The 25,680-nt window shown below is 69.3% G+C and carries 32 protein-coding genes and 1 pseudogene; 19 read left to right on the top strand and 14 right to left on the bottom strand.

Annotation, left to right across the window (positions count from 1 at the left end):
• Window positions 1-4: 4 nt before the first annotated feature.
• The 3 genes from BS83_RS31385 to BS83_RS31395 form a co-directional block, all read right to left on the bottom strand.
• The gene (locus tag BS83_RS31385; protein WP_037606782.1) at window positions 5-1,141 is read right to left on the bottom strand and encodes an SPFH domain-containing protein; all 1,137 of its coding nucleotides are present in this window, start codon (window positions 1,139-1,141) and stop codon (window positions 5-7) included.
• A gap of 133 nt (window positions 1,142-1,274) precedes the next feature.
• On the bottom strand, window positions 1,275-1,646 hold the full coding sequence (locus BS83_RS31390; protein ID WP_037606784.1) for a hypothetical protein: 372 nt from the start codon (window positions 1,644-1,646) through the stop codon (window positions 1,275-1,277).
• A 120-nt stretch (window positions 1,647-1,766) separates the two neighbouring features.
• On the bottom strand, window positions 1,767-2,417 hold the full coding sequence (locus tag BS83_RS31395) for an MIP/aquaporin family protein (protein ID WP_084715153.1): 651 nt from the start codon (window positions 2,415-2,417) through the stop codon (window positions 1,767-1,769).
• Window positions 2,418-2,482: 65 nt separating this feature from the next.
• Between BS83_RS31395 and BS83_RS48430 the strand changes: the two genes are divergently transcribed.
• A complete protein-coding gene (locus BS83_RS48430; protein ID WP_269664875.1) occupies window positions 2,483-2,611 on the top strand; it encodes a hypothetical protein in 129 nt (42 codons plus the stop codon).
• A 453-nt stretch (window positions 2,612-3,064) separates the two neighbouring features.
• Here BS83_RS48430 and BS83_RS31400 read toward each other — a convergent pair whose 3' ends face one another.
• The gene (locus BS83_RS31400; protein ID WP_232248537.1) at window positions 3,065-3,487 is read right to left on the bottom strand and encodes a hypothetical protein; all 423 of its coding nucleotides are present in this window, start codon (window positions 3,485-3,487) and stop codon (window positions 3,065-3,067) included.
• Window positions 3,488-3,605: 118 nt separating this feature from the next.
• Between BS83_RS31400 and BS83_RS31405 the strand changes: the two genes are divergently transcribed.
• The 3 genes from BS83_RS31405 to BS83_RS46745 all read left to right on the top strand — a co-directional run bounded on the left by BS83_RS31405 (window position 3,606) and on the right by BS83_RS46745 (window position 4,489).
• Window positions 3,606-3,827: a hypothetical protein gene (locus BS83_RS31405; protein ID WP_037606786.1), complete on the top strand. Its 222-nt coding sequence runs from the start codon at window positions 3,606-3,608 to the stop codon at window positions 3,825-3,827.
• 107 nt (window positions 3,828-3,934) lie between these two features.
• Window positions 3,935-4,291 carry a PRC-barrel domain-containing protein gene (locus tag BS83_RS31410; RefSeq protein ID WP_037606788.1) on the top strand — a complete coding sequence of 119 codons (357 nt, stop codon included), beginning with the start codon at window positions 3,935-3,937 and terminating at the stop codon, window positions 4,289-4,291.
• A gap of 30 nt (window positions 4,292-4,321) precedes the next feature.
• The gene (locus tag BS83_RS46745; RefSeq protein WP_198035338.1) at window positions 4,322-4,489 is read left to right on the top strand and encodes a hypothetical protein; all 168 of its coding nucleotides are present in this window, start codon (window positions 4,322-4,324) and stop codon (window positions 4,487-4,489) included.
• 220 nt (window positions 4,490-4,709) lie between these two features.
• Here BS83_RS46745 and BS83_RS31415 read toward each other — a convergent pair whose 3' ends face one another.
• Window positions 4,710-5,360 carry an integrase core domain-containing protein gene (locus tag BS83_RS31415; protein ID WP_332262359.1) on the bottom strand — a complete coding sequence of 217 codons (651 nt, stop codon included), beginning with the start codon at window positions 5,358-5,360 and terminating at the stop codon, window positions 4,710-4,712.
• 301 nt (window positions 5,361-5,661) lie between these two features.
• Between BS83_RS31415 and BS83_RS31420 the strand changes: the two genes are divergently transcribed.
• Window positions 5,662-5,856 carry a hypothetical protein gene (locus BS83_RS31420; RefSeq protein WP_157597387.1) on the top strand — a complete coding sequence of 65 codons (195 nt, stop codon included), beginning with the start codon at window positions 5,662-5,664 and terminating at the stop codon, window positions 5,854-5,856.
• A 635-nt stretch (window positions 5,857-6,491) separates the two neighbouring features.
• Here BS83_RS31420 and BS83_RS31425 read toward each other — a convergent pair.
• Window positions 6,492-6,746: a hypothetical protein gene (locus tag BS83_RS31425; protein WP_037606792.1), complete on the bottom strand. Its 255-nt coding sequence runs from the start codon at window positions 6,744-6,746 to the stop codon at window positions 6,492-6,494.
• A 44-nt stretch (window positions 6,747-6,790) separates the two neighbouring features.
• Window positions 6,791-7,114 carry a hypothetical protein gene (locus tag BS83_RS31430; RefSeq protein ID WP_037606794.1) on the bottom strand — a complete coding sequence of 108 codons (324 nt, stop codon included), beginning with the start codon at window positions 7,112-7,114 and terminating at the stop codon, window positions 6,791-6,793.
• A gap of 719 nt (window positions 7,115-7,833) precedes the next feature.
• Here BS83_RS31430 and BS83_RS46750 point away from each other — a divergent pair.
• Together BS83_RS46750 and BS83_RS46755 are read left to right on the top strand one after the other, a co-directional pair.
• Entirely contained in the window at window positions 7,834-8,112 is a 279-nt protein-coding gene (locus BS83_RS46750) for a helix-turn-helix domain-containing protein (protein ID WP_232248767.1), read from the top strand.
• A 4-nt stretch (window positions 8,113-8,116) separates the two neighbouring features.
• Window positions 8,117-8,293, top strand: coding sequence for a hypothetical protein (locus BS83_RS46755; protein WP_232248538.1), 177 nt, complete (start codon window positions 8,117-8,119; stop codon window positions 8,291-8,293).
• A gap of 483 nt (window positions 8,294-8,776) precedes the next feature.
• Here the strand turns inward: BS83_RS46755 and trhA are convergent, their stop codons facing one another.
• Entirely contained in the window at window positions 8,777-9,559 is a 783-nt protein-coding gene (gene trhA / locus BS83_RS31440) for a PAQR family membrane homeostasis protein TrhA (protein WP_198035341.1), read from the bottom strand.
• Window positions 9,560-9,586: 27 nt separating this feature from the next.
• Here trhA and BS83_RS45885 point away from each other — a divergent pair, with 27 nt between their 5' ends.
• Window positions 9,587-9,748, top strand: coding sequence for a hypothetical protein (locus BS83_RS45885; protein ID WP_157597388.1), 162 nt, complete (start codon window positions 9,587-9,589; stop codon window positions 9,746-9,748).
• A gap of 261 nt (window positions 9,749-10,009) precedes the next feature.
• Entirely contained in the window at window positions 10,010-10,246 is a 237-nt protein-coding gene (locus BS83_RS31445; protein ID WP_157597389.1) for a hypothetical protein, read from the top strand.
• Window positions 10,247-10,430: 184 nt separating this feature from the next.
• On the opposite strand, the gene BS83_RS31450 is transcribed toward BS83_RS31445, so the two are convergent.
• Complete coding sequence (locus tag BS83_RS31450; RefSeq protein WP_037606798.1) at window positions 10,431-11,024, bottom strand: TetR/AcrR family transcriptional regulator; 594 nt, start codon at window positions 11,022-11,024, stop codon at window positions 10,431-10,433.
• Window positions 11,025-11,186: 162 nt separating this feature from the next.
• Here BS83_RS31450 and BS83_RS31455 point away from each other — a divergent pair, with 162 nt between their 5' ends.
• From BS83_RS31455 to BS83_RS31475, 5 genes are all read left to right on the top strand, one after another.
• Window positions 11,187-11,819, top strand: a complete 633-nt coding sequence (locus tag BS83_RS31455; protein ID WP_037606800.1) for an NAD(P)-dependent oxidoreductase — start codon at window positions 11,187-11,189, stop codon at window positions 11,817-11,819.
• Window positions 11,820-12,068: 249 nt separating this feature from the next.
• Window positions 12,069-13,334 (top strand): IS701 family transposase, encoded by a 1,266-nt coding sequence (locus tag BS83_RS31460; RefSeq protein WP_037601117.1) that lies wholly within the window; start codon window positions 12,069-12,071, stop codon window positions 13,332-13,334.
• Window positions 13,335-13,498: 164 nt separating this feature from the next.
• The gene (locus BS83_RS31465; RefSeq protein ID WP_198035342.1) at window positions 13,499-13,831 is read left to right on the top strand and encodes a hypothetical protein; all 333 of its coding nucleotides are present in this window, start codon (window positions 13,499-13,501) and stop codon (window positions 13,829-13,831) included.
• Window positions 13,832-14,209: 378 nt separating this feature from the next.
• Entirely contained in the window at window positions 14,210-15,502 is a 1,293-nt protein-coding gene (locus BS83_RS31470) for a hypothetical protein (protein WP_037606802.1), read from the top strand.
• 807 nt (window positions 15,503-16,309) lie between these two features.
• Window positions 16,310-17,308 carry a hypothetical protein gene (locus tag BS83_RS31475; protein ID WP_157597390.1) on the top strand — a complete coding sequence of 333 codons (999 nt, stop codon included), beginning with the start codon at window positions 16,310-16,312 and terminating at the stop codon, window positions 17,306-17,308.
• 89 nt (window positions 17,309-17,397) lie between these two features.
• On the opposite strand, the gene BS83_RS31480 is transcribed toward BS83_RS31475, so the two are convergent.
• Window positions 17,398-18,435: a tyrosine-type recombinase/integrase gene (locus BS83_RS31480; RefSeq protein WP_198035343.1), complete on the bottom strand. Its 1,038-nt coding sequence runs from the start codon at window positions 18,433-18,435 to the stop codon at window positions 17,398-17,400.
• Between the two features lie 550 nt (window positions 18,436-18,985).
• Here BS83_RS31480 and BS83_RS31485 point away from each other — a divergent pair.
• Complete coding sequence (locus BS83_RS31485) at window positions 18,986-19,456, top strand: carboxylesterase family protein (RefSeq protein WP_037606806.1); 471 nt, start codon at window positions 18,986-18,988, stop codon at window positions 19,454-19,456.
• 279 nt (window positions 19,457-19,735) lie between these two features.
• On the opposite strand, the gene BS83_RS31490 is transcribed toward BS83_RS31485, so the two are convergent.
• Window positions 19,736-20,299, bottom strand: a complete 564-nt coding sequence (locus tag BS83_RS31490; protein ID WP_232248539.1) for a DUF6529 family protein — start codon at window positions 20,297-20,299, stop codon at window positions 19,736-19,738.
• A gap of 131 nt (window positions 20,300-20,430) precedes the next feature.
• Complete coding sequence (locus BS83_RS31495; RefSeq protein WP_232248540.1) at window positions 20,431-21,561, bottom strand: NHL repeat-containing protein; 1,131 nt, start codon at window positions 21,559-21,561, stop codon at window positions 20,431-20,433.
• A 623-nt stretch (window positions 21,562-22,184) separates the two neighbouring features.
• Between BS83_RS31495 and BS83_RS31500 the strand changes: the two genes are divergently transcribed.
• Entirely contained in the window at window positions 22,185-22,772 is a 588-nt protein-coding gene (locus tag BS83_RS31500) for a COG4315 family predicted lipoprotein (protein WP_037606810.1), read from the top strand.
• Window positions 22,773-22,994: 222 nt separating this feature from the next.
• Entirely contained in the window at window positions 22,995-23,525 is a 531-nt protein-coding gene (locus BS83_RS31505) for a hypothetical protein (RefSeq protein ID WP_198035344.1), read from the top strand.
• Between the two features lie 497 nt (window positions 23,526-24,022).
• Here the strand turns inward: BS83_RS31505 and BS83_RS48435 are convergent, their stop codons facing one another.
• Window positions 24,023-24,151 carry a hypothetical protein gene (locus BS83_RS48435; protein WP_269664876.1) on the bottom strand — a complete coding sequence of 43 codons (129 nt, stop codon included), beginning with the start codon at window positions 24,149-24,151 and terminating at the stop codon, window positions 24,023-24,025.
• A gap of 288 nt (window positions 24,152-24,439) precedes the next feature.
• Between BS83_RS48435 and BS83_RS45890 the strand changes: the two genes are divergently transcribed.
• On the top strand, window positions 24,440-24,631 hold the full coding sequence (locus tag BS83_RS45890) for a hypothetical protein (protein ID WP_152627562.1): 192 nt from the start codon (window positions 24,440-24,442) through the stop codon (window positions 24,629-24,631).
• A gap of 112 nt (window positions 24,632-24,743) precedes the next feature.
• Here the strand turns inward: BS83_RS45890 and BS83_RS45895 are convergent.
• Window positions 24,744-24,956: pseudogene (locus BS83_RS45895) on the bottom strand (IS30 family transposase); the annotation flags it as partial.
• 301 nt (window positions 24,957-25,257) lie between these two features.
• Here BS83_RS45895 and BS83_RS31520 point away from each other — a divergent pair.
• Window positions 25,258-25,506 carry a hypothetical protein gene (locus tag BS83_RS31520; protein WP_037606818.1) on the top strand — a complete coding sequence of 83 codons (249 nt, stop codon included), beginning with the start codon at window positions 25,258-25,260 and terminating at the stop codon, window positions 25,504-25,506.
• Window positions 25,507-25,680: the final 174 nt, after the last annotated feature.

The following is a 25,680-nucleotide window of genomic DNA, read 5'->3' on the forward strand; positions in this document are numbered from 1 at the left end:
CGCGTCAGTCGACCGGACCGATCCGTTTGAGGGGTCCGCCTTCGCCGTTGGCACGGGGCCGAGATGTGCCCAGGTTCTGGCGGACCGAGTCCAAGATGGTCAGGCCTTGGCCGACCAGCCCGGCGGCGATCTCGCCCAGGCCGTCGGTGCCGTTGAGCACGTTGACGTTGGCGCCCTTGAGGCCGCCGGCGGCCTCCTTGACGATCAGCGGCAGCTGGTCGATCAGGAGTCGGTCCAGGGCGACCCGGTCGTTGGACGCCGCCGCCTCCGCCTGGATCTTCATCCGCTGCGCGTCGGCGAGCGCGAGGACGCGGATCCGTTCGGCTTCCGCCTCTGCGGGCCGCACGATTTCCGCCACCAGCTGCTGCTGGCGCAGCTCGGCAGCGCGCTGGGCCAGCTCGGTCTGGGCCGCGAGCACCTCCTGCTGCGCATGGGCTGCTGTCAACGGTCCGGCCTGGGCGGCTTCCGCCTGGGCCCGGTCCACCTCGGCGGTGTACTGCGCCGTGACGACCGCAGTCTGACGGGCGTACTCGGCCTGGTTTCTGGCCGCCGCCTGCTCCGCCTCGGCGGAGGCCTGGGTGGCGGCGGCCTGGGCTATCTTGGCCTGCCGCTGGATCGCGGCCTGATGCGGGGCGGCCATCGCTGCGATGTAGCCGGTCCGGCCGTCGTCGATGGACTGGATCTGCAGCGAGTCGACGATCAGGCCGATCCTGGCCATCTCCGGCTTGGAGGTCTCCAGCACCTCGGTGGCCAGCTTCTGCCGCTCGGTGACGATCTCCTCGACCGTCATCGAGCCGATGATCGAGCGCAGGTGACCGGCGAAGATCCGGCCGGTCAAGACCGACATCTGGTCCTGGTCGGACAGGAACCGCTGGCCGGCGTTGACGATGCTCTCCTTGTCATTGCCGACCTTGAACGCGATCACCGCCCGCACCGTGAGTGCGATGCCCTGGTGGGTGACGCAGTTCTCGTGGACCTCCGCCTCGCACATGGCCAGGGTCAGGAAGCGGGTTTTGCGGTAGACCGGCAGCACGAACGCGCCGTGCCCGGTCACCACGCGGAACGGGGCGGTGCCCATGCCGCGCCGACCTCCGGAGATCAGCATCGCCTGGTCCGGAGCGGGAACCCGATAACCGAACATGGTCATCTCCTCTGCTGTGGAGCACCCCTCACGGTTCCGACGGGAACCACCATTGGGGCGGCTCGGTCCTCCAGGCCCCTTTCGTCCCGGGATCGGGTTCGGCCCCTGGCCGCGTCGTCGAGGTAGTCAGAGATCAACGTGCGGGCGTGGTCGCTGAGGGCGGTAGCCCGCCGAAGGTGAATGACGGGTGAGATCGAGTGTCCGTCTCAATGGGGTCGGCTGCGGCTTTGGTGGCCAGCCCGGAGGACGATTGGAAGGGGCCGTCTTCGTCGTGGGCCCACAAGGCGATGGCGTCGGGATCGCCTTCGGGGCGTTCTTCCCAGATCCGAACCTCCACGCGATGGGGCATGGGTTCCTGGGTGAACTGCCGAGCCTGCAGTTCCGCCAGGAGGTGCTGCCGGGCCAGCTCCTTCGCGCTGATGGGCAGGTTTTCAGGCTCGCTTGGGGCGATTATGCGGGCGTTATCCCACGCTTCTTCTGTGATGCGGAGTTCGCAGTAGTACATCAGGACCTCCTTGTGGGCGCGACTACCCACATCCCGGCTGCGCAACCCCCGGCCAGGCGCCCGGCCCGGGGCGTGCCTGCCTGGGCCGGATCTGCCCGCTCCTTTGCCTTTGCTGGGGTGTCAGCGGTGCTTCGTGGTCGGCGGCTGGAGGATGCCTTGGGCCGCTTTGGAACCGCCCCGGCCGCCACCGGATCCTCGCAGAATGAGAGCGGCGGTGACCGCGACAAGGGCCCCGAGCAGTGGCGCGGTGAGGTAGATCCACAGGTCGTGCAGGTCCCCGCTGGCCTGGGCGGGTACGAGGGAGCGGGCGGGGTTCATGGACGCTCCGCTTACGGGACTGGCCCACAGGCCGGCGAGCACGATGTATGCGCCGACACCGACTGCGGACAGTGGTCCTGGGTTCTGTGCGCTGGAGGCGGTGCCCAGGATGGTGCTCACCAGTCCCAGGCTCAGCACCGCTTCGATGACGAAGGCCTGGGCCAGGGTGAATCCGGGCCCGGGCAGCGTCGTGCCGAGGTGCGCGACGTTGCCGAAGATCGCCCGAAGGACCAGGCAGGCCAGCAGCGCGCCCGCGCACTGGGCGGCGATGTAGCCGGGCACGCGGCGCCAGGCGAAGTCGCTGCGGAGCGCGAATGCGATGCTCACCACCGGGTTCAGGTGGGCTCCGGAGACAGCGCCCAGCATCCACGCCGGGCGGGCATACTCGGGCTCGACGGGCCTGCCGATCGGAACATTGGGCGTGGGCTGAGTCTGTGCCTGGTGGTCTGGCATGATGCGGTCCACGAGCAGACGGCGTCCTTACCCTGGCTGAGGAGGAGGCGGCCTCGGACCGCAAGGTGCACCGGTCGGCCTGGGAGACGCTGCGGCGCGCGGCGCTGCTCGGCTTCCTGCAGCCGGAGGGCGCGCGCCTGGTCGACGAGCTCCACGAGCCGTACCCGGCCTGGCGTGTGGAGTGGTCGAGGTGAGCCCGATCGAGGCAGAATCTGGTGGCAACTTGCCACGGGTTACCCGCGTGCTGCCCTGGCCGCCGCGTCGTTCTCGGCTGCCGCGGACAGGTGCCCGCACTGCGACTTCCCGTTCGACCGCACGGAGCATCACGTGCGCTGCCGGGGCTACATCGTCAGCGCCGCGGACATGCCGTCGTGCTCATGCCCGTGCGGCGAGGCCCGGCGGGCGGCGGCTGCGGGGCCGCAAGCCGAATGCGTTCTACGACCGGCCGCGCTGGTGGCGGGACCTCCACCCCGAACGCCTCCACGCCAGCTGGAAACAGCGCTCCTGGTAGAGCCACCCGGCCGGGTGCCCGACCCCCCAGGCGATCCCGGACGGGCCGTGATCCGCAGGGGCCGTGGAGGAACCTGTGGACACACGATGGCCCCCGACGCTGCGGACTGAGCGTCGGGGGCCATCGGCGTTACTGCTCAGAGGCTGACCTTGCTCAGGCCGGCCTGGACGTCTTCGAAGTTCATCACCGGGATGAACTCGACCTTGGCGCCGAGCTTCATGAAGAATGGCTCCACGATCTTGGGGATGTCGGACGTCTCCTTGAGATCAAAGACGATGAAGGCGGTGCGGCAGCCGTCCTTCGCACCGAAGTACGCGGCCTCCGGGTGCAGGGAGCCAAAGTCTCCTCCGTGATCTCGCCGAGGCGCTTGTCCATGCTCGCCCGGTTGCCCTTCGCCATGTCCATCTGTGCGGTGAACAGAACTCGCATGTCGCACCCGTTTCTTTCGGTTTTGCGGCACCTGTGTGCCGTCAGCCCCAGGCTCATCGGACCGCGCCGAGATCGCCCGGCGGGCGGGTCCATTGGTGACCGGCGGTAGTCGCTCGGCCGCAGCCTCCAACGACTGCGCCCTGCCGCGAATATCAGCGCCGAGGCCTCGTCGTGTTTGGTGGCGGGATCTGTGGGCAGTCGCCCGACAGGCCGCGGTCCGACCGTGGCCGTCGTCCTTGGAGGCCTGCATGCTGTACGAGCTGCGCGAGCAATTCATCACCTCCGAGGACTGCATGCCCGCAGGCAAGTGGCACATCGTTGAGTCCGGTTGGATGCGCGCCTTGTGCGGGCACTCCGTCGCCCTGGACGAGGCCGCGAGGCCGCTGGCGGACCTCAGCGACATCGACTTGGACTGCGCCTGCGACAAATGCGAGCAGATCCACCGCGACATCGCCGCCCGGGGCCTGTGAGCGGAGCAGGTTTGCCCCCGCGGTCTCCGGCAAGCCGCATCCGCGGACGGCCACAAACTGGAACTACGCAGGCCACCCGTGGCTGACCTGCCGAAGGGAGTCGTGCCGTGATCGAGGCAGCCGACATCCGTGAATGGCGCACGCACCAGGTCATCGACCCCGGCGGCCACAAGATCGGGGTTCTGGAGGCCATCTACGTGGACACCAGCACCGACGAGCCGGCCATGGCCACCGTCCAGGTCGGCCTGCCCACCCGCCACCGCCTCGTGTTCGTCCCCCTGGACGGCGCGATCGTCGGCCCCGGATACGTCAAAGTCAGCTACGACAAATCCCTGGTCAAGGACTGTCCCGCGATCGGCACCGACGATGTGCTGCCGGCCACCGATGAGGAAGCGGTCTTCCAGCACTACGGCCTGGCCTACCAGTCGGGCACCGCGGGTGAGCGGCAGCTCGCCCGCCGCTGATCCGTCCGCCGCGCACAGGAGCCGCCGACCATGGTTCTGTTCCTGCTCGTAATCATCCTCGCAATCGTGCTGGGCATCATCGGTGCCGTCGCACACGGGCTGCTCTGGCTCCTCGTCATCGGTGTCGTGATCCTCGTTATCGACCTGGTGTTCGCTGGGCTGCGGTTGCGACGTTCGGGGCGCACAGCGCAACGCTAGCCCCAGCGTGCTGACGCACCATCCCGCGGGCAGCAGTGAGCGGGAGCGGGTGCGCGCAGCGATCGAGTGGATCGGGAGAAGTCCGCCCGGCGGACCGCGGCAACGTGGGCTCAGGGTTCGGCGGTGAGCGAGTGCAGGATCTGGGTGAGCCGGGTGGTGATCTGCACGTGGAGCTGGTCGAACTCAACTTTGCGCCTGCCGATAACCTCATCCATGCAGCTCAAGCAACATGTCGGTACTCGTGGATGACCCGGCCAAGACGATCTCTCCGACGTATCTCCAGGCGGGCGATCGCCCCCGGTTCGAGTAGTTCGGGCACTGCTCGCAGTGGCGCCGCCTGGTTCATGGCTTGGTGGGGCCGGTGGGTGTTGTGATGCTGCTCGAACTCGTGCCGTGCACGGCGCAGGTGGCGTTCGTTCCAGATCAGGGTCCGGTCCAGGAGTTCGTGGCGGCAGGTCTGGACCCAGCGCTCCATGAGGGAGTTCATGCGCGGCGTCCGGATGCCGGTGAGGACGACCTGGATGCCGGCGTCAGCCAGGATCTGATCGAACTGTGCCGGATATTTCGCGTCCCGGTCCCGGACGAGGTATCTGACGGTGGCTCCGGCGTCCTCCAGGTCCATGACCAGGTCCCGTGCCGCCTGGGTGACCCAGTTCGCGGCGGGGTGCGCAGCAGTGCCGAGGATCCGGACGCGGCGGGTGGCGTGCTCGATGACCGCCAGAATGTACTGGCGTTCACCGGTCAGAGTGACCGTCTCGATGAAGTCGCAGGCCAGCAACGCATCGGCCTGCGTACGAAGGAAGTCCGCCCAAGTGGTCACGCCGCGGTCAGGCGCAGGATCAATACCTTCGGCCTTGAGGACCTCCCACACCGTCGAGGCGGCGACCTTGATACCCAGCGTGGCCAGCTCGCCGTTGACCCTGCGGTAGCCCCATCACGGGTTCTCGCGCACCAGGCGCAGGATCAAGAGCCGGATCGAGCGGATCGTCTCCGCCGGCGTCTGCGCCGAGCTGGAGACCGGGCTCACCGCTGGCATCGTCCTCGTCGACCGCGCCGCCCTGGACCCGTTCGCCTACTGGCTCGCCGCCGCCGAGCTCCGGCGCGAACTGCTGCCCGGCGCGGACGTCGACCGGCTCCGGGACCTGGTCACGGTGCACTGCCGCGGCTACGACATGATCCTCGCGACGGTGCTCGACGAGGAGATCCCGCTAGGCGACCACCGCGACCGCGACCCGCTGCTTCGCCGCGAGGTCGACCGGGTGATCCACCGAGAGCTCGCCACGCTGTGCCTGCGTCACCAGCGGCTCACGAGTGAGCCCGGCGACCAGGGAACGGCGATCAAGGCGGTGCTCGCCGCGGTCGCCTGACAAGCTGCCCGGCCGGATGCACCGCCCCCAGGCGACCCCGGACGGGCCGACCGCCGGCTCGCAGTGGAAGCGGGGCCGGCAACACAAGATCCCCTGGTACCGAGCGGACTCTCGGTACCAGGGGCATCGTCGTATATGGGGAAAGGGACGTGTGGGCTTCCCGATGGGGCCGTCCGGCCCAAGCCTGAGCCCGTGCGCGCGTGCACCGTCATACCAAGCAGGTGATCCGGATGCCCTGCCTGGCCGCCCTGCTGCCGAGTGGCGGTCCTGCGGGTGTCGGGGTGGTGCTGGCCGTGCCCCCGTCGTGGTCTCGCCGCCCCAACTCTCCGCCTACTACCCAGGCAACGCAGGTGAGAGTCATGGCCTACAGGCTGAAAGCCGAGTATGAGTTCCGGACCGTGGCTGCGTGGCACGTTGTGCCCGACGGAGAGTCTCGGGGCTTGTGCGGTGCACCCCTGGCGCCCGCTGCTCCCACGCGGCCAATCAGCGACCTCGAGGTCGCGCGCGACGCCTGCCAGGCCTGCGAGGCGCTGCACGCTTCTCTCCGCACCCAGCATTCCCGGGCGAAGGCTTCCGAAGGTGGTACGGCGGGCTGACTCGGGTCGCGACCAGCTCCCTCCTCGAGCCCGGTTGGTTCAGGGCAGTCCGATGGCGCTCTCGGTGTTGATCTCGAAATAGTCGTTCTCGGCGATTCCGGTGGTCGCGGGGTCGATCAGGCTGCGAACCTCGTCGACGGACGGGGCCTCCCACAGGCAATGGGCGTGGGTCCCGTCGACCGCCGGGAACACCTGGTGACAGGCCAGGCCCTTCGGGAGGTCTCCCAGGAGCTCCTGGGCGCCGGCGAAGAACTTCTCCGGGTCGGAAATGGTGTGCGTGACTCCGATCAGCATGCTGCTCACCTCTTGGTTCGTGATGCTGTGGATTCGGCCGGACCCTACGGCCAGGGGGTCTCTCGGGCCTGAAGGGTGCGTCCGGCGTAGCGGAACCCGTTGATGCCGCGCTTGGCCATCCACTGCTCGAGCACGGTGCGGTCCGCGAGTGCCTCGGGGTATGCCGCGAGTTTCGCACTGGCCAGGCGGCGAGTTGCCCAGAGCAGCGCCCAGGCGGCGGTGGCCGGCTCCATGGTCGCGCGTTCCCGCCAGAGTTCCTGTCGCTGTCGCAGGTGTTCGGCCGCGTCCGTTGATGTATCGGGGCCGCCGGCTTCGATCAGTGCGGCGGTGAAGTAGCTGGTCATCACGCGGTCGATGTTGGCGTCCATAGCCGTGCCGCCTTCCGAACCCCTCCTTCATCATCCATCGCTGTCAGGCAAAGCGATAGTGCCGCAGGTCGTGAATGCCGCTGGCCTGGTCCGAGCGCGATGAAGGTCCGGGGCTCGTACCGACGCCGTTGACGTGCGGGAGGAGCCCCGGACGGGCCCGTCCGCAGGCGGGCCAAGGGGCGGACGGCCGCCAAGGTGGGAGAGGCGGCGCGTCCTGCTCTCACCGTGCGTCGGGGGGTGCACGCCGAGGAGGAGGCGCGCCGAACGCATCCAGGTGAAAGAGAGACCGCCCGGACGGCGAGGCAGGGCGGTCCCCTTGTCCGCCGGCCGCGGGAATGACGGAGCGGCGGATCACGGAGCACCAGCCGCGCAGCAACCAGCTTGACCAACGAAGCCAGCAAGAGCACCACGCCCAGAACAGCGACGTCCAGGACCACCTTCCACGTCCAGATGCCCGCTGGGACAGGTCGGTATCGCTGGCGCACTCGCGTGCGAAAGTGCCTGCCTTGGTGGCTTGTCAATCGGGGCTTCCCTGGCAAGGGCGCGCAAAACTGCGAATCGCATGAGTGGTACAACCACGATGGCCGCGTTGCCCGGTGCTACCACTGCGAGGTCGGCGAGCGGCCCTGGGGGCGACGTCCAACAAGCCGCGTCCTTCCCGGGACAGTTGATACGGCTGCGCTCCTGAACCAGGTTGCCTCCGAGATCTGATCTTGGAGGTGCTCGTGGGGCGTCGTCCGGAAGTGTTCGTCCGGCCGGTGAGCATGGAGGAGGGCCGCCGGCTGCAGCGGATCGGCCGGACCTCGAAGGATCCGGTCCGGCTGCGACGGGCGATCGTGATACTGATGTCCGCGCAGGGCGGGTCGGTGCGGGACATCACCTCGCTGCTGCAGGTCGGCAAGGACTACGTGCGCGATGTCGTCCATGCCTTCAACGAGCGGGGGTTCGACGCATTGGACCCAAAAATGGAGCGGGGGACGCCCAAAGGCGATCCGTGACCAGGTGCGCGAGCGCATCTTCCTGATCGCCCGGACGTCCCCCGCAGACTGGGGCATCACCGCGTTCTCCACCTGGAGCCTGGCCAAGCTCGCCGCACACCTGGTCGAGCGCAAGGTCGTCACCGCGGTCAGCCGCGAGACCCTGCGACGGATCCTGCGCGAGGGCAGGGTCTCCTGGTAGACGACAACGACGTGGAAGGCCTCCACGGACCGGGAGTTCATCGCCAAGATGCACCGGGTCCTGGAGCTCTACGACACGCCGCCTACCGACGGCCGGATGGTCTGTTTGGACGAGTTCGGCCCGCTCAACCTTCAGTCCCGCAAGGGGAAAGCGTGGCGCATGGCGCGTTCGCCGCGTCGGCTGAGGGCCACCTACAACCACTACGACGGTGTGATGCACATGTTGGCGGCCCTCGACCTCGCTACCGTGGTAGCCGAAGACCGCCAAGCCGTGGGGCGCAGAGCGTGGGCGCTGCCGGTGTTGGCCAGGACGCCGGCCACGCCAACGACCACTGCGGCGATCAGGAGGATGAGTCCAGGAATGACGATCATGGCGCGCTCCGAAGATTGCCTGCGGCCTTGGAATCGGGCGTGCGCCACTGGTTCGAGCGGGCGTCCAGGAAGAGTCACGGTCATAACCGCACGGGCGGGCTCGCCCCGCTGGTCATGTTGTGACAATGAGGATGGCCGTGTAGTGCGATGCGAGGGCGGCGATGGTGAGGCTGTGGAAGACCTCGTGGAAGCCGAACCAGCGCGGTGAGGGGTCGGGGCGCTTGAATGCGTAGACGGCGGCGCCCGCTGTGTAGAACAGGCCACCGGCAATGATGAGTGTGACGACCAGGATGCCGCCGGTGTGCGCGAAGGCGGGCAGGTAGAACACGGCTACCCAGCCCAAGGCGAGGTAGCACAAGGTGTAGAGCCAGCGTGGCGCCTTGATCCAACAGACGCGGAACGCGATGCCGGCAGCGGCCCCACCCCACACCAGGGACAGCAGCACCAGTCGCCGGCCCGCGGGCAGCAGCATGACCGCCACAGGCGTGTACGTACCGGCGGTGATCAGGAAGATGTTCGCATGGTCCAGCCGCCTCAGCACGGCCTCCCCGCGTGGACCCCATGTTCTCCGATGGTAGAGCCCGCTGGTACCCAGCAGCAGGCAGACGGACAGCGCGTACACCGAGCTGGCCGCTGCCGCCGTTGGGCGCGCGAGCGCGATCAGGACGATGCCGCCGGCCAGCGAGAAGGGGAACATTGCGGCGTGCAGCCAGCCGCGCAGCCTCGGCTTCGGCTCAACCCCCGCACACTCCACCAAGCCTTCCGACCCGGCAGCCAGCCGGACGGTTGCGGCGCGTGAATCGACCACCGGGGTGCGGAGAGTGTCGGGCCTGGTGACGGAGCGGTCATCGCGCTCGCGTCCGCATGCCGGCGGCTGCGCGTCTTCAGCGATCACACCCTCATGTTATGAATCCGACGAAGGGTGCCGCGGCACCGGCACGCGGCAGCGATCGGCAGGTCAGTCGTCGGTCGTGTTCTTGGATGCGGCGCGGCGATCACCAAGGGCGTGATCATCAGCCTGGGCGGGACGCTCGCCTGGGCCCTGGTCAACTGGTTCACCAGCACGGCCTCCCGCTCCCTGTAGCGAGGGTTCGCAGTTCGCCGGGGCACGTTCGGCGCGTAGGCGCCTCCCCCGGCCGACTCTGCGTCTGCCGCTAGGGGTCAAGGGGTCGCAGGTTCAAATCCTGTCGTCCCGACCGCGTTTTTGCAGGTCGGAGGCCGTTTCCACCGGAGGTGTGAGCGGCCTCTTCCGTTGGCGGTCGTATTTGGTCGTCATATCCCGGCTCGGATTTCGGAGTGAGCTGACGGGGCTTCAAGCGGCCGGACCGTACTGGCCGGTGCCGGCTTGACGATGCCGGCGGCCGGGCCGGGTGGTCGGCTGGTGGTCGTGGCGCCGTTCCGCGTGGTCGAGTTCCGCTGCGATCGCGTTGACGGCCTGGCGCCCTCCCCCCGTACCGCGTTCTGGGCCTGCCGCCTGGGTGACATGGCGCCGATCTTCGAACGCGCCCAGGCCCGGCGCGAGTTGCCCGAGGGTTACGACAGCGAGGTCGCGCTCGCCATGACCGGCGACGGCGTGTACTAACGGCTCCTGGCCACCGGCGGCGACGCCGACGCCCAGTGGATCGAGCGCGTAGTGGCGATGCAGGGCATCCGCCGGCCGCAGGCATGAGCGCCGCACCGTTGGCGCGCGACAACTGACGGGCGGCACCCGGGGACCTCGCCCGTGGGGCCTCGCGGCCGGGCCGCTGACCGTGAGCCGCGCCGGGTCAGGCCGGATCGGCCGCAGCCGGCTGGGAGCGGTTGCCCGCTGCGAAGCCGGCCAGCATCAGGGTCAGCCAGCGTTCGCGGGCGGCGGGGGGCGCGTCGGCGGGGGCGGTGTGCAGCAGCAGGTAGACGTCCTCGATGGTGATGTCGGGGTGCATGTCCCCGTCGGCCTGGGCTCGGGCGACCAGCTTGCGTCCGGCGTCGGTGGCGCGCTGGAGGCGGTCGCCGGTGAAGCGGTACTCCTGCACCATCCGGTCGGCGGCGGCGCGGATCGCACGGTCACGCGAGGCGTGCTCGACATAACGGCCGGCGAGCGCCCGGAACTCGGCCATGGCCACGGCCTCGCCACTGTCCACCCGCGCCCAGGCGTCCTCGGTGAGCTGGGCCAGGTCATCCAGCGCGCCGCTGAGCACGGCGTCGATCAGGGCCGCCTTGTCCGGGAAGTGCCGGTACAGCGTGCCTGCGGCGACCCCGGCAGCCTCGGCGATCGCATCGGTGGACACCCCCGCGCCGTACTGGGTGATCAGGTCCCGGGCACTGTCGAGGATCTTCTTACGGTTGCGCAGCGCATCCGCGCGCAACGGCCTGTCCTGCATCGTTCCTGCTTCCCGTCCAAGTGGTGCGCCTCGGTCCATCATGCCGCTTGCCAAAACATGAGCGCTCCCTCACCATAAAGGTGGGCGCACGCTCATCATAGCTGCCTGCGCTCTCAGCCGCCTCGCCGCGAGGCGGACGCACGCAGAGGAAGAGACCGAACCATGCAGCTCACCGTCCTCGGGGCCACCGGCCCCACCGGCCAGCAGGTCGTCAAGCAGGCCCTGGCCGCAGGCCACCGCATCACCGCCCTGGTCCGCGACCCGGCCCGACTGCCCCAGCGTGAAGACGAACGCGTCACTGTCGTGGTCGGCGACGCCACCTCGCGCGCGGACGTCGAGAAGGCCACCCGGGGCAGCGACGCCCTGATCTCGGCCCTGGGCCCCGGCAAGGACTTCAAGTCCACCCTCGCCAGCCAATCCGCCGGCCCCGTCCTCGAAGCGGCAGCCGCCGCTGGCGTGCAACGCCTGATCTGGCTCTCCGCCCTCGGCGCGGGCGCCAGCGGCCGGCGCCAGTCCCGCATCCAGGCAAGTGCCTCGAAGCTGTTGATGAGCAAGCTCATGGCCGACAAGGGCACCGCCGACGACGCCATCGCGCGCAGCGGCCTCGCCTGGACCATCGCCATGCCCGTCATGCTCGGCAACGGCGCCGCCACCGGGACCTACAAGGCCCTCCCCCTGGACAGCGGCACCACCCGCATCGGCGGAAAGATCAGCCGCGCCGACCTCGCCGACGCCCTGCTCACCGCCGCGACCACCACCCAGTGGACCCGCCAGCGCATCATCCTCACCCACTGACCCCCGCCTGGGCGGGCACCTGCCGACGACCGAGCCGGCACCCGCCCGATCAAGGGCAAGGATCACCAGCTCGGTCCGCGTCTGTGGACAGGTGGACCAGCTGTGACCGAGGCCGGTGGCATGGCCGAAAGTCGAAGTTCGTGTGCAGCGGCCCGGTGCGATTTCTGGGCGATCAGGGTCGCTAGTAGGGCTTGGTCAGGTGTACGCGCTGGTGGCGTGTCCTGGTGGGGTTGCGCGCGTTGATGGTGTGTGACACCTGGGGAGTTGGATCAGGTCCGGGAGGACCTGGTGGCGTTCACGGCGGAGATGTTCGAGGCGTTCGCGCGCACCGATCAGCACCGCTGGGGGCAGGCGTATGTGCGTGGGCTGCTGTTGGACGGGCGGCGCAAGTCAGTGGAGCCGATGGCCGCCCGGCTGGGAGAGGACGGAAACCGCCAGGCCCTGGCCCATTTCGTGACCTCCAGCCCGTGGGACTGGGCGCATGTGCGGGCGAGGCTGGCGTGGCGGATGCACGAGGCGATCGACCCGAGCGTGCTGGTCGTGGACGACACCGGGTTCCTCAAGGACGGCGACGCTTCCGCGGGCGTGTCGCGGCAGTACACCGGCACCGCGGGCAAGGTCACCAACTGCCAGGTCGGCGTGTCGGTGCACCTGGCCCGCGACCACGCCTCCGCGCCGGTCAACTGGCGCCTGTTCCTGCCCAAGTCCTGGGACCCGGGCTCGGATCAGGCCGACCCCGTCAAGGTCGCCCGCCGGGATCGCTGCGGCATCCCGGCCGACCTGGGCCACGTCGAGAAGTGGCAACTCGCGCTCGACATGATCGACGAGACCCGCTCGTGGGGCGTGGACGTGCCGCTGGTCCTGGCGGACGCGGGCTATGGCGACGCTGCCGCGTTCCGGCTGGGGCTGAACCAGCGCGGTCTGCACTACGTAGTCGGGATCTCGACCACACCCACTGCCCATCCGGCTTCGGCCCGCCCGGTCACGCCGCCGTACAGCGGCACCGGGCGGCCACCGGTGCCGAAGTACCCCGAGGCGGCCCGCTCGGTCAAAGCCCTGGTCATCGAGGCAGGGCGAAGTGCGGCACGTCCGGTGCAGTGGCGCGAGGGTTCACGTCCGGGCACGGGCCGCAGCGGCTACAAGCGCATGTACTCGCGTTTCGTGGCCCTGCGGATCCGCCCCGCCGGACGCGAGATCCGCGACGCCACCCAGGGCGTGGAACTCGCCGAGTGCTGGGTGCTGGCCGAATGGCCCGCGAAGGAAGCAGAACCGGTCCAGTTCTGGCTCTCCGACCTGCCTGCCGACACCCCACTGACCACCCTGGTCCGGCTGGCCAAACTGCGCTGGCGGATCGAGCACGACTACCGCGAGATGAAACAGGCCCTCGGCCTGGCCCACTTCGAGGGCCGCACGTTCAACGGCTGGCACCACCACGTCACCCTGGTCTCCCTCGCCCACGCGTTCTGCACGCTGCGCAGGCTGACCACCGCCCCAAAAGACGCGGCGCCGGCCTGAGCCTCTACCAAATCGTCCGGGAGTTGCAGTTACTCCTCGCCACCTGGGCCGGCGCCTGCCCTACCTGCCACCGCGACATCCCCACACCCATACGAACCTGACCAAGCCCTACTAGTGCCGTGACCGCATTGGTTCGCCGGGTGTGGTCCGGCAGGATCTCGCTCATGTTCGAAGAGAAGCTCGACGCGCTCTCGCAGATGATGGCTGAGCACATGGCCATGCCGTTCCCGCCAGGCTTCCGTGGCCTGGACATCAAGGACCAGGACATGGTGATGCTGGGCGCCGACACCTACGGCTACTGCCTGGGCGTTCTCAAGGGCCCGCTCGACGAACACGGCGGCAGAGGCTTGATCCGGCTGATGGCAGTCTTCGAAGGGGTACTTGCAGCGCCCCCGTCCCACGTCAGGCGGCCAAAGCCACCACTGATGACGCTAGGGATCACGGGCACGAGCGAGGAGCCTGCCAGCACCCCCCTTCGAGACAGCACAGGAACGTAGGAACGGGTGGAGCCGGCTCCACCCGTTGGCCCTGCCGCCGGTCGGCCACCTGCCGCACAGCTCGTGCATTCCCTCGCCGACAGCGCCGAGGCCGGACTGCGTCCGTGCAGGTCAGCCGTCTGCTCGGCCGTCACCCCAGGTGCGCGCGTCCGCGGCCCGTACAGAGTTTTCGTGGAGCCAGTGGTGAGGGGGCTCACCCGCGGACGGTCCCCGGCCCGTCTTCCGTGGGCCCTGGCGGAACCTCAGATAGCTGGTGCACGCCGCGCCTTCCGCTGAATGGCCGTGTTGCCGCGACCCGCGCCGGTGACGGCGGTTGCATGAGAACGGACGCGGACCGCACTCGGCCGAGTCATGTCATGACGTAGATCGGGAGCCACATTGAAGACCACACTCGCGGGGACGACGCTCGCCGCCGTCGGAGGACTGCTGATCGCCGCCCTCGCACCCCCGGCCGCCGCGCAGGCCGGTACCGCCGCCCACGTTCCCTGCGCCGGCCCCCACGGCGGCGCCGCCGGCCTGGTCGCCGCGATCCGCGCCGCGAACCGTCGCGGTGGCGGCGTCATCGAGCTGACCCCCGGCTGCACCTACAGGCTGACCGCGCCCGACAACTCCCAGCCCATGATCGGCGGTAACGGCCTGCCCGTCGTCACGAGCCGGATCACCATCGAGGGGAACTGCGCCACCATCAGCCGCAGCCGTACGTCCAAGGCGCCGTTCCGTATTGTGGAAGTCGCCGGTCCGAAGGGTGATCTCACCCTGCGCGATCTGACCCTCACCGGGGGCGCGGCCCCTTTCGGCGGCGGGATCTTCAACGACGAAGGCGCCGTCACCCTCGACCACTCGCTGGTGACCCGCAACACCGGACAAATGGGTGGTGGCGGCATCGCCAGCGGCATCGGGCCGGACCACCCGAACGACATCGGTCCCATCGGCACCCTCACCCTCGACCACAGCGACGTCACCGACAACAGCGCCCTGCCCACCGGTGGCGGAGGCGGCATCCTCAACCGCGCCGGCACCCTGTCGGCCTACCAGAGCCGGGTGAGCGGCAACCATGCGGGCAACGGCGGCGGCATCGCGAGCGGCCCCGGCAACGGCGGCGTCGCCGGCAACAGCATCCTGAAGCTCAAGTACACCCAGGTGAACGACAACACGGCCGTCAACGCCCAGGGCGGGCCGGGTGCCGGCGGCATCGCCAACGGCGGCAGCGCGGCCCTGTTCGCCACCGAGGTCGACGGCAACCGGGCCCCCGGCGGTCTCGGCGGCGGCATCGTCAACCACGGAAAGATGACGATCGACAACAGCCGCGTGGTCGGCAACTCCGCACCCACGGACGCAACGGGTCACCAGGGCGGGGGCGGGGGCATCCTCAACGCCGACCTGGGCACCCCGGGCTCCCCCATCCCGGACAGCGGCGTACTCACCATCAGCAACAGCCAGATCAGCCGCAACAGCGCCAGCGGCAACGGCGGCGGAATCTTCAACAATCTCCCCGGCCAACTGCCGGCCGCCCTCACCCTGGACCACAGCCGGGTCACCGGGAACGCCGCTGACACCGGCGGCGGGATCTTCAACTTCGGCGGCCCCGTCTCACTGAAGCACACGGTGGTCCGCGACAACCGTCCGGACAACTGCAGGCCTGCCGGGAGCGTCCCGCGCTGCGTCGGCTGAATCAAGCCGGACTCGGACGAGGCTCTGTCATCCCCCGGCGGCAGAGCCTCCCTGCCGCCCGCCTCGGCGCACCTTCAGCGCAGGCGGCCGGGGGTTCGACGTGCCGTGGATGTACTGCTCCAACCCGGTCGACGGCGAACTGACGGCCGGCTGCTTGAGCAGGTTGCCGTGCACCGGGCTGGGGGTCAAGGGGTCGCAGGTTCAAATCCTGTCGTCCCGACTTGCTTAACCGCAGGTCGGAAGCCGTTCTCACCTGAGGGTGGGGACGGCTTTTTCGTGCGTGTCGCGGGGTGGTGGTCGCAGGGTGGTCGCACCTCGTCCGGCCGCGGAGCGCAGCACGGCCGCCGGCCGAGGCGGTCAACTCACCGGCACGTGAGCGGAGTTGGTGCTCGTGTCTCGATCGGCAGCCCGGCCTGCGACGCATGAGAGCCTCCACGCAAGGGTGATCAGCGGGCTTCCGGTTGACGTCCGCGGGAGAGGCGCTTCGATCCGGCATCCCACCTGCCCCGCTTTGTCCCGCTTTTCCGGCCCCGAATGGTGCTGGCGAGCCTTGGACGGCTCCCACGGGCTGCGACCACCATGCGATCACGCGGCGCCTTCGGGTCGTTCTGACCTGGCGCTCCCCCTTTGGGGTTCATCAAACCCGCTGCCCGGTCCACGGTCGAACCCCTGGGCTCTCGCACACGCGATGTCCTGCCTGGTCAGCCACAGTGAGCCGGGGCGGAAGCCCCTGCACGGATGCAGCCCGTTCCCGATTTTGCGTTCGCCCGGAGGCGGCCGTTGATGCCACCGTCTCCTTTTCGGCGGATGCGTCTGGGGCAGATCCTCGCCCCCACTATTCCGCTCGGGCCTTTCGCGAAATCTCGGCTCGAATTCTTAGCTCCTGCATCCGGCAATGGTCTGCTGCACGGCGAGCGGGAATGCGGCCGATTGCGTTCGGCCGCAGCGGTCGTCGGCCAGGAGTGGCTTCTGGAAGAAGCGCTTGGCCGTCTGTGTGGTCACTGTGCGTGGCCAATCCCGGAAGACGACCCTCTGATCGGGTTCATCGAGGCGTTGAGCCATCTCCGTGCGGGGACGCCCGACGGCACTGCGCCGGGCAGCCCGGTGTCCCGAGTGGATACGTGCCGTCAGTGGCGGCAGTGGCAGACCCAGTTGCTGCGCGTCGCTCCGCTCGCGGAGGCGTATCCGTGGCTGCGTCCGTGGGCCGATCCACTGCGTGCGCGCCTGGCCGAGCGCGTGGAGGAGGCGCGTCACGCGTTCGCTGCTCTCCTCGACCCTGTCGCCCTGATGGAGTCCGCCTGCGCGGCGCTCCTGCCCGATCCGAGTCCGGACACCGGTGCTGTGTTCGCCATGCTCGGCGCGGACGCCCCGTGGCTGATGCAGGAGGCTTGGATCCGGTGGCAGCAAGCGTGTCTGGACGGCTGGGACGGACCGTCAGCGGCGGCACCCGCGGCTTCCGCCGTCTTCTACGACGCATTCGGCGCCCGCCGGCGAGGCCGGGCCCAGACTCTGGAATCCGTCGGCGTGATGACGACGCGGTGGGCCGCGGCAGCTGCCCAGGCCGCGCGAGATCAGCAGGAAGTCCCCGGCCCGGCGGTGACCGTGCGGGTTCCTGTCCTTGGAGCAGCCGGAGCCGAGACCCTGGGCGGGGATCCGCTGAGCCCGTGGGCGGCCGGGGCCATCGCCACCTACCAGGCGTCCGCCGACTGGCCGGCCGGGACTGTGCGCCTGCAGTGTCCCGAATCGGTGACCAGACTGCTCACCACGCTCACTCCGACCGCACGAGCCAGGCGGCCATCCGCCTGACCTCCGCGACTCCGGGCGCGACGCCGCTGTGCCTCGGGCTGGGCAGACCGCACTCAGGCGCAGCCCGCCGAGCCCGAGGGTTCGATGCGTCAGGCGACGCTCAGGCAGCCACCCGGGTCGTCGCCGTCATCGGGCTCGGACTCGCCCAGCGCTGCGTCCAGCGCACTGGCCAGCGTGTCGACCGCATCGTCGGACGCGTACTTGAGCAGGTGCCCGTAGATGTTGAGGGTGGTGGCGAGAGTGGAGTGCCGCAGTGTCTTGGAGACCACGCCCAGCGGCACCCCTTGCATGATCATGATGGTCGCCGCGGTGTGCCGCAGGTCGTGCACGCCGATCAGCGGCACCTCCGCCTCGGCCGACCTGCGCCGCAGTTGGTCCAGCACGTACTGCGGGCGCAGTGGCGCGCCGTCCACGGTCCCGAACACCAGCCCTTCCAAGGGCGACCCAGGCGGGAGCAACGTGGCCTGGTGGCAGGCTTGCCGCTCGAGGGCGGCGATCACCCGGGGCGACAGGCTCACCCAGTTCCGGCTTGCTGTCGTCTTCGGCGGGCCCAGATGCAGTTCGTTGTTGCCGACCGCAGCCAGAGTCCAGCGCACGAACGCCTTGCGCTCCATGAAGTGCACGTCCGACCAGTGCAGGGCCATCGCCTCGCCGCGGCGCAGTCCGGTGCCCAGGATCAGCTCGAACAGGTTCCACAGCTGGTCGGCGTAGTGGAGCTGGTTGTGGTGCAGGAACCTCGCGGCCTGGGCCGGGTCCCAGCACTCGCGCTCCGGTGAGGCCGGCCGTGCCGTGATCGCGTGACGCGCCGGGTTGTAGGGGAGCCGCCGGGAGCGCACCGCGTGGCTCAGGGCGCTGCTGAGGGTGGCGCTGATCCGGTAGACCGTCACCTGCCCGCGCCCCTTGAGCCGCTCGCCGGTCGCCCACTCCTCGATATGGCGCCCGCGCAGGTCGATCAGCCGCATCCTGCCGAACGCCGGAATCAAGTCATCGTGGACGTAAGCCCGGTAGTTCGCGATTGTGGACGACTTCAGCGTGTGCTCCTTCAGCGCGAGCCACTCCCGCAAGAACCCGGCCACCGTCACCCGCGGATCCTCCAGCACCCCCGTCCGCTCCGCTGCCAAGAACACCCGCAGTGCATCCCACGCATCCGCCTCGCCGAGATAGCCGCCGCGACGCCGCGTGTGACGCCTCCCGTCCCGCGACGGAACATCCACCGCATACGTCCACACGCCATGCGCGTCATCAGCGGCCAGTCGCGGACACGATGCCCCCAACTGCCCGCCGTCCCCACCTCGGCACCCGCAACGCCGGTACACCCGCCCACGAGCCCCACCGCCGGTCATGAAGACAACTCCCCTCGAAGTGATCACAAAGGGACAAGTGCCCGGCAAGCCACCATACGATCACCCAGCCCGGCCCGGCGCGCGAAGCTCTCACCAGCGCAAACACCAATGCGACCGCGCGTCGGAGCACCCCTGGCCCTTTTTCGGTTCGGCTGGGCCTCGGCCGGGACGCCCGCCGGTGTAACGACGGTCAGGCGAGGTCACCGGCACGTGACTGAAGGCGCGTGATCTGGATTTGGGGATCAGGCGGGTGCAGCACTCAACGAGTTCAACCTGACCACCGTCCCCCAACGGCGCCATCGACGCCCTCGACGTCGACCAGGCCGTCGCGACCTTGTCGGCGATCCGTCCGAAGGCCGCCGAGATCCTCGAACTGTACGGAGTGAACCAGCCCGGGACCACGGCCGGGCAAGCCTTGACCCAGGCGCAAACGGACCTGACGTTCCGCTTGCCCGCACGGCGGGTGGCCGCCGCCCACCAGGGCCGCACCCACTTCTACGAGTTCGGCTGGCGATCTCCTGCCCTCGGCGGAAGGCTCGGCGCCTGCCACAGCCTCATCCTGCCGTTCATGTTCAACACCTTGTCCCTCGACACCGGCCCGGACCGCATGGCGGGCCCGAACCCGCCGCAAGAGCTTGCCGAGCGTGTTCACCGGGCCTGGATCGACTTCGCCACCACAAGGGACCCGGGCTGGCCCGAATACGGCCCCGACCGCCAGTTGATGTGGCTGGACACCCCCAGCACCACTCGCCCCGACGACGTGCCGTGGGCCAACGTCGAGCGCTTCGAACCCACCCGGGCATAGAGTTCCGTCTGGACGTCGGGCTCAACTACCGCTGCCCGTCCACGAATCGCCAACGGGCAAGTGTCGTCTCGAAGGGCTCCCAAAACCCGGAATACGGCGAGGATGCCCAGCCTGACCCGATGGTACGTGGGGCATCCGGGCAACCCGGTCGGTCAACGCCGTCACGGCCGACGGGCCGAACGCACCACACCGCAGAGATCAATCTCCCAGAAGGCCTCACTCGCGTGAACACGGTGGGTGAACGCCACGCACCGGCACCTTCGGGCAGTCCGCCCTGCCTCAGAACCCGGGCATCTGGAAGTCGTTGAAGAACCACAGCGCGCTCGTGTACCAGATGACGACGACCGCGACCACCAGGAGACCGCCGGCGAGCGGCAGAAGCCATCCGACCCGCAGCCGGGAGCGAACGAACACCACCTTGGCCGCGAACGCGCCGTAGAAGAAGCAGGCGGAGAGGGAATGGACGGCCGCTCGCACAGGAGTGAGTTCGACACCATAGGTCTGAACGCAGTGGACGGTGATGGGGATCGTGCCGAGGAACACGAGGGCACCGACCACCCGGTGTGCGCGCGGAACGGCCTTCGGTACCGTCCTGACGCGCGGAAGCCGCCGGTACATCCACAGCGCCAGCAGGAGCTGGACCATCGCCAGCCCGAGGATGGCCGTGGCCAGTCTGGCCTTGAGCCGCACCGCGTCGGTCAGATGCTGCCCGAAGAGGCCGCTGGCGTAGTCGGGTGTGATGGTGCGGCCGACCAGGAAAAGCGCCAGTGCCACAGCAAGGGCCAGTGCCGAAGCCGAGCCCACCACGATGCCCGTCCTGCGTCGGTGCGCATCCGCGTCCACCGCCCATCCTCCGTCCAAAGAGCCGGTGCGAGGGAGCGAACCACTCGACCGACAGCCCCCTTACGGAGGTCTGCCCAGGTCAGCGGTCCGCACCGAGTGCCACGCGAGACGCGGCGTTAATGGCGGTCCGGTTAGCGGAGCTTGTCGAGCTGGTTGGTGGCGTCGTCCACGAAGTAGACGGCGTTCTGGTTCAGGCTCACGGCCAGGCCGAAGAGGGCGCCCGCGCCGGGCGGGGTGCCGCTGGAGTCCAGTTGGCGCCAGGCGATCTGGTCACCGTGCGGCGTGGTCTCGACGATGTTGCCATCGTCGGCGTTCACGGTGAGTACGTCCTCGCGGGGTGAGATGGCCAGTCCCAGGGGGCCGTTGAGGTGGCCGCCCTTGCTGATGACCCGTCCGATGCCGGCGCTTCGGTCACGGTGAAGGGAGTCGGGGATGACGGTGATCCGGTTGGCGGCGGTGTCGGCAACGTAGAGCGTGCCGTGTCGGCCCAGTCCGACGCCGGTGGGCCCAACGACAAGCGCGGCGGGATCGGTCCGTTCCGGGAAGCCTGATCCGATGACGCGGGTGTCGACCCAGGTCGGCGGATCGTCGCCGCACCGGTTCAGGGTGATCCGCAGGACGGTGCCGCGGTGGACCGTCCTGCCGCCGGCGGCCACGGTGCCGTTCAGGACGTTGGTGACGAAAAGGTCCGTGGTGTCCCCGAAGCTGGCCGCAGTCATGTCCCAGGGGCCGTTGATGCCGTGGCCGGCCAGCGTCTCACGGACGTGTCCGCGGCTGTCCAGGACCAGCAGGCATCCGGCCTTCGCCGTGGCGGGGGTGCCGTCGGTCGTGGGCAGGCTGCCCACGACGACCCAGCCGCCCGGCAGGACCGCCAGCGCGGTGGTGGGCCCGATTCCACCGGGACAGCTCCCAGGCAGATGGTTGGCGTCGATGCGGGCGAACGGTCGGACCCGGCCGCCGGGGGCGACCTCGACGATCGTGGTACCGGTGCCCTGGAGGTTTTTGACGTTGTTGAAGTTGCTCACCAACACGTCGCCACGGTGCAGACGGCCCACAGACGATTCGACCACGGCGGTGCCGTACGGGTTCACGTCCCCGTTGCCCGGAACGGTGGACGCCACCGTGGAGATGCGGTGGAGCCCTCCCAGGAACGATCCCGCGGCTCCGGCCGGGGACGCTCCAGTCACCGTCAGAGCTCCTGCGGCCAGTCCGGCGGCCAGCATCGGCGCCACCAGCGACCTGCAGCGGATTCCGAGTCTCACGCCCACCTCCAACAGGGGACGGCCACCCTCACCGTCTCGTCACACACGGTCGCGATCCATCACAGCACGCGCACGGTCGGGCCGGCACACGACACGCACACCGGTCCGGCCTCGGCCTCGCCCGCCCCCGACAACGGACGTTCGCCGGCCGAGCAGCGGCACCCGACAGCAGTGGCTTCGCGGTCGCGAACGCGTGGCGCCACAAGCCGCTACAACACTCCCGGCTTCCTGCGGCCGGCTCCTGACACGCCCCCAGCGAGAGAGCACACGCTCAAGCGTCGTGGCCACCGCCGAGTGGAACCGCGCCGAGGCCGTCGAGAGGCGCCGCAAGGAGCTGCCCGCGCCACCGAGAGCCGGCGCACGCCGAGGAGGTGCTCCGTTTGATCGGGTGCACAGCGTCGTCCTCCCCGGGGCACCGGTCGGCCGATACCCGACGGGTCCATCCCCGGTTACGGCAGTCGGACGCCACTGCGGACTCTTGGTCACCCGCACGCGTGAAGGTCGGGCGTGGGGCTGATCGCCCCGGGCAGCGGGGCGGCATTCGTGCGTAGCGTGGTTCCGCGACTCGCCGTCGGCGGGTCGGTGGCCGGCGCCACCGCTTCCCCAGGGCCAAGAGGTCTGTCATGAATCGTGCCATCACACTTGCGGTCGGGATGGTCGCCGTCGCGGCCTGTTCTTCCGGATGCAGCAGTTCCGGTACCACGGCTTCCTCGACCTCGCCCGCCGGCACCAGTGCCTCGACGACCACCACCGGCTCGGCCGTGCCCAGTGGCAGTGCGGCCACCCCGACCGGAGGCGCCGCCACGGTGAAGACGGCGAGTTCGCCGCTCGGCCAGATCCTGGTCGACGGCTCGGGCAGGACGTTGTACCTGTTCAAGGCCGATACCGGGACGACCTCGACCTGCAACGGATCCTGTGCCCAGGCATGGCCGCCGCAGACCACGACGGGGAAGCCCAGCAGCAGCGGAGTGACCGCATCCCAGGTCGGAACGACCACCCGAACCGACCACTCCACCCAGGTGACCTACCACGGCCACCCGCTCTACTACTTCGCCGAGGACACCAAGCCCGGCCAAACCAACGGCCAGGGCGTCAACGCCTTCGGCGCCTCCTGGTACGTGGTCAGCCCCAGCGGCACCCCGGTCACCAGCGCCGCCTCGGCGTCTGCGTCGGCATCTGCCGGCTCCACGAGCGGCGGGGGCGGGTACTGAGACCCCTACCTCACTTCCGTCCCCTCGACGACGAGCAACGGCGGAGTGTCGCCCGGCGGGTGCCACTCCGCCTCGGACGATCGTCAGATCTGACACTTCGGAGGAGAGTTGGCCAGGGCGACGGGCACTGACTTCGTCCGGACCAGGCGGAGCCTGCACGGACTCGCCGAGTTGCTGATGGCTGGGCCCCAGTTCCGCCGCAGCGGGACGATCCGGCTTCGGGTGATCCCAGGCGGATTCGCCACCACCAAGGAACCGGACATCAGGGTGCAGGACCTGCGCCTGATCGCGGGCGGACACACACTCTCCCTGGCAGGCAGCTACGCGGACCTGGCCCGCACCGCCGGGATCACCCCCGGAGCCCCGGTGGACCTCTACCCCCAAGGAAGCGACATCGCCACCGAGGACACCATCGAGGTCGATCCGCAGTCCGCTGGGCGGATCTCCGACGTCCTCGCACTCGGCCTTCAGGCGCTGGGCCACTTCGCCCCGCACGAGACCGCCGTGCTGTGGCCCGAACACTTCGACCTCAGCGTTACCTGGGACGAGGTCAACTTCGGCATCTCCCTCGGCGACGCATTCGCGGACGAGCCCTACGCGTACGTCGGGCCGTGGACCCCGCCGCAGTCGGACGCGTTCTGGAACGCGCCCTTCGGCGCCGCACGTCCCCTGAGCGGACTCTCCGACGCCCCCGCACTCGAAGCCTTCTACGCAGAAGGCCGTCGCCTGGCCCACCAGGCCCGTTCGGCCTGATGACACTGCGCCTGCCGACAACCTCATCCGTGCCAGTTCAGTCGCCATGTTGGTACGCGTGGATGGCGCCGACAAGCCGGTCCCTCCGGCGTATGTCGAGGTGGGCAAGCTGCCCGAGTTCGAGCGGTTCAGGCACCGGACGTAGTGGCGCCGCCGGGTCCGCCCTCAACTACGTGGGATGATCGGGCACTTGTTCGAGCAATCCGGGCAGTATCAGGCCCGACCGAATCAGCCGTACAGTCTGTGGTGGAATACCTGCTCCTTGGTTGGTGTGAGCGTGCGAATCCGTGTGCGTGGGTGACTGCTCGGCCTGACCGATCGACAGGGTCCGCTTCGGCGGCGATTGTTCCAGCTGCCCCAGCCCCCGGCGGCGTCCCACAGGAGACGGCCGAGGAGACCTGGATGGGCGCGCGCGACATCAATGCCCGATCGACGGCTGACCGCCAACACCTGCGCCGGTGCGGGATCGGGAGCTCGGCCGCACTCGCGGTTGAGCGTCACGACGGGCAGGGCAGGACGACGATCAGGTTGACCGGCGAGCTGGGCCGGGACTCGGGCCGCTCCTGCGCCGGGAGTCGGCCGGTTGTCTGGCCGGTGGCGTGCACGGCATCCCGGTGGCTCGCCATGGTCGCCCTCGACGACTGCAGCGGCCTGATCGCACTCCTGCAGGCCCACCGGCGCGAGGCCGTGGTCGGGGCGGCGTTGCGACTGCACGACCCCAGGCCCGTCGCGAGCATATGCAGATCGCGGCGCGAGGCGTTGCGGCTGCGAGAGGATCTGTCCTCGTGCGCTTCATCGACCGGCTCTCCCCGAGTAACCAGCGGAAACTCGGGCGGTCGGGCAGCAGCGCCGTCCGTCACGGCGGTGGCGACCGGGACGAGCCGGGGCTGTCTCAGGTGAAGTCGGAGACGGACATGACGAGGCTGACTGTCTCCCAGGTGATCGCCTGCCTGGTGCGGGCCGTCCGGTGCGGCGACGCGCGGATGGCCCAGGAACTTCTGTCCCGGTTCAGCACGCTGGCCGAGTTGGAGGACCTGATGGAATTGCGGGCTGCACTGGAGGCGGACCTGCGCAGCGGACCGGACCGCCCCTCGTTCAGGCCGTGAGTAGTTTCGATGCAGGACACCCACTTTGGTCGGTCGGGATCTGCCCGTTTTGGCGTCGCCAGCGCTCGTGTTCAGTTGGCGGATTCGCATGATCGTCGCAACATTGCTGGTCTCATGCTGTCAGAGCGGCGGCGAAGGCGTGGGCAGGACTTCGCCATCCCAGGGTCTTCCGGGGCCGGTCGTTGAGCCGTTCCTCGCTTGCGCGTATTTCATCGGCGGTGCGGACGGACAGGGCCGTGCCCTTGGGGAGGCATTGCCGCAGCGGGCCGTTGATGTTCTCGTTCATGCCGCACTGCCAGGGGCTGGCTGGGCAGGCGAAGAGGACACCATCCTGGAAAAGCGGCGCCAGTTCGTCGCGGCGGGCCGTGTCGATGCCCTGGTCCTACATCAGCGTCATCCTCGCGGTTTCGGGAGGGCCGCCGTCGCGGCCGTGACGGCGTCGCGAACGTTCGCGGAGTCGTGCCCGTCGGGCAGCGGGATGAGTCGCAGCGGAGCGTGTGCGGCGGTCGACGCGTGGCGGCCGATCCGACAGGTCGCCCTCTCCTTGTGCCGAGTACGGCGCTGGGCTCCGGCCCGAGCCAACGCACGGAGAGGCGGCCGGGACGACCCCGGCCTACGGTGGACGTGTGGACGGCGAGATCACTGCGCAGGACCTCAAGAACGTGCTGCGGGCGCTGGCCGAGCTGTTCGAGGAACTGCGGCGCTTCCCCACCGACCGGGACGTCGTGCAGCGCACCGGCATGCCGGTGGACGACGTGGGGCGAACACTGAGGACCCTGGCCGAGAACGAGATGATCACCGAGCGGAGCGAGGGCGGCCACCGTGTGGTGACCCGGGTGACCCGGGTCGGCGTGGCGTTCGCGAGTGAGACCTGAACGGTATGCAGCCGGCCACCAGGGGCGGCGTGGCGGACGAGATCTTCGAGCCCATCCGGCCTAGGGCGCGGACTTCGACTCCCCGTGGACCTGGCTCGAGAGGAACACGGCCTCGGCGGAACTCAGGTGTCCATGCGGCCCAGTACCGGTCTGCTCCGGCAAGCCGTACAGTCC

Source organism: Streptacidiphilus rugosus AM-16 (genome assembly GCF_000744655.1).
Classification (GTDB): domain Bacteria; phylum Actinomycetota; class Actinomycetes; order Streptomycetales; family Streptomycetaceae; genus Streptacidiphilus; species Streptacidiphilus rugosus.

Coding starts and splice junctions, on each gene's coding strand:
- BS83_RS31390 (WP_037606784.1), bottom strand. CDS start 1,646: ATGTACTACTGCGAACTCCGCATCACAGAAGAAGCGTGGGATAACGCC.
- BS83_RS45890 (WP_152627562.1), top strand. CDS start 24,440: ATGACGAGGCTGACTGTCTCCCAGGTGATCGCCTGCCTGGTGCGGGCC.
- BS83_RS31455 (WP_037606800.1), top strand. CDS start 11,187: ATGCAGCTCACCGTCCTCGGGGCCACCGGCCCCACCGGCCAGCAGGTC.
- BS83_RS31395 (WP_084715153.1), bottom strand. CDS start 2,417: ATGCCAGACCACCAGGCACAGACTCAGCCCACGCCCAATGTTCCGATC.
- BS83_RS31500 (WP_037606810.1), top strand. CDS start 22,185: ATGAATCGTGCCATCACACTTGCGGTCGGGATGGTCGCCGTCGCGGCC.
- BS83_RS31420 (WP_157597387.1), top strand. CDS start 5,662: ATGATCCTCGCGACGGTGCTCGACGAGGAGATCCCGCTAGGCGACCAC.
- BS83_RS31450 (WP_037606798.1), bottom strand. CDS start 11,024: ATGCAGGACAGGCCGTTGCGCGCGGATGCGCTGCGCAACCGTAAGAAG.
- BS83_RS31385 (WP_037606782.1), bottom strand. CDS start 1,141: ATGTTCGGTTATCGGGTTCCCGCTCCGGACCAGGCGATGCTGATCTCC.
- BS83_RS31425 (WP_037606792.1), bottom strand. CDS start 6,746: ATGCTGATCGGAGTCACGCACACCATTTCCGACCCGGAGAAGTTCTTC.
- BS83_RS31465 (WP_198035342.1), top strand. CDS start 13,499: ATGTTCGAAGAGAAGCTCGACGCGCTCTCGCAGATGATGGCTGAGCAC.
- BS83_RS46745 (WP_198035338.1), top strand. CDS start 4,322: ATGGTTCTGTTCCTGCTCGTAATCATCCTCGCAATCGTGCTGGGCATC.
- BS83_RS31430 (WP_037606794.1), bottom strand. CDS start 7,114: ATGGACGCCAACATCGACCGCGTGATGACCAGCTACTTCACCGCCGCA.
- BS83_RS31405 (WP_037606786.1), top strand. CDS start 3,606: ATGCTGTACGAGCTGCGCGAGCAATTCATCACCTCCGAGGACTGCATG.
- BS83_RS48435 (WP_269664876.1), bottom strand. CDS start 24,151: ATGGCGAGCCACCGGGATGCCGTGCACGCCACCGGCCAGACAACCGGC.
- BS83_RS31475 (WP_157597390.1), top strand. CDS start 16,310: ATGCGTCTGGGGCAGATCCTCGCCCCCACTATTCCGCTCGGGCCTTTC.